The 1,173-nt window shown below is 62.5% G+C and carries 2 protein-coding genes and 1 pseudogene; 2 read left to right on the top strand and 1 reads right to left on the bottom strand.

The features are described from left to right. Positions 1-121 (top strand): annotated as a pseudogene (locus B4C31_RS03430) (tripartite tricarboxylate transporter TctB family protein); the annotation flags it as partial. A 101-nt stretch (positions 122-222) separates the two neighbouring features. Here the strand turns inward: B4C31_RS03430 and B4C31_RS03425 are convergent. Further along, positions 223-465, bottom strand: a complete 243-nt coding sequence (locus B4C31_RS03425) for a hypothetical protein (RefSeq protein ID WP_291531351.1) — start codon at positions 463-465, stop codon at positions 223-225. 161 nt (positions 466-626) lie between these two features. Between B4C31_RS03425 and B4C31_RS03420 the strand changes: the two genes are divergently transcribed. After that, the coding region (locus tag B4C31_RS03420) for an ABC transporter ATP-binding protein (protein WP_291531350.1) at positions 627-1,173 on the top strand (547 nt) is incomplete at its 3' end.

The raw sequence follows: 1,173 nt of genomic DNA, 5'->3' as shown, positions 1-1,173 counted from the left end.
GCCGATCTGGCTGGTGGCCGGCGTGGCCGTGGTCTTCGCGGTCGGCGTGCTCAGCCTGTTCTTCACCGCGGGAAACTCGAAGCACAACCCGAATCTGGACGCCAACGGCACCGCCGTGTGATTGAGCCCCTGTGATCGGGTGGCAGCCTGCGTTCCCTACATTTCAGATCGCCTCCGACGAACGTCTCACGTGCGTTCGTCGGAGGCGATCGGCGTCATATGTCACCAACCCAGCGGCGCATCCAGCATGACATGGGTCGTTGAGGTCACCAGCACGTCGATCGAACGGCCTTTGGTCGGATGCGACGAGGTCGAGAACGAGAAATGCCGCGCCTTGCGGTCGGAGTGGGCCTTGGCGACGACATCGCACAGGTCCGCGTACGTCTTCGTCGCGGAATCGGGGGAATGGAACTCAAACGGTACGCCGTCGATATACAGACGGTAGATTGCATAATCTTCAGCCATATGCTCATGTAAACACCGAAATCTTAAAATGCGGTGCGGGGCGTGTTGCGTGCCGTATCCACACATATGGCAATGCGGTACTCCGCACCCATCATTCGTGCCGGTCATAGATTCCGGAGCGAGCTCGCCCAGAGTTATCATGGTGGTGTTGGGAGGTTGCCATGTTGGTGTTGAACAATGTCGGGTTTTCATACGGCGCTCGGGTGATTCTGGATGGGGCTGATGCGGTGTTCCCGTCGGGCTCGGCGACGGCTTTGATGGGGCCATCGGGTTCGGGCAAGACCACGCTGCTACGTCTGATGGACGGTTCGCTCAAGCCGGATGCGGGATCGGTGCTGCTGGATGGCGAGCCGGTGGCGGAGATCGGGCGCGGCGAACTGCTGGGGTCATTATGCATGAGGGTGTTTCAGGACTACCGGTTGGTGCCGTATCTGAGCGTGCGGGACAATATCATGCTGGCGGTGGAGGCCTCTCAACGTCATGGCCGATATCGTTCCCCGGGGTCGGAAGGTGCGACCGTGGATGCGGCTGGGGCGGACGAACTGCTGGACCGGGTGCATCTGCATGGGTACGCTGATCGGGAGGCCGGCGAGTTGTCGGGGGGCGAGCAGCAGCGGGTGGCCATCGCCCGCTCCCTGGCCTCCGGCGCCCGGACCATCCTGGCCGACGAGCCCACGGGCAACCTGGACGCGGCGAACACCGTGACCG

It is taken from the genome of Bifidobacterium sp. UBA4282, from assembly GCF_002394995.1.
GTDB classification, from domain to species: Bacteria; Actinomycetota; Actinomycetes; order Actinomycetales; family Bifidobacteriaceae; genus Bifidobacterium; species Bifidobacterium pullorum_B.
Note: the sequence above shows the minus strand (reverse complement) of the source record. Positions and strands in the feature narration are given on the sequence as shown.

Bases quoted from the DNA above. Each gene is read 5' to 3' on its own strand.
- B4C31_RS03425 (WP_291531351.1), bottom strand. From the start codon at position 465: ATGGCTGAAGATTATGCAATCTACCGTCTGTATATCGACGGCGTACCG.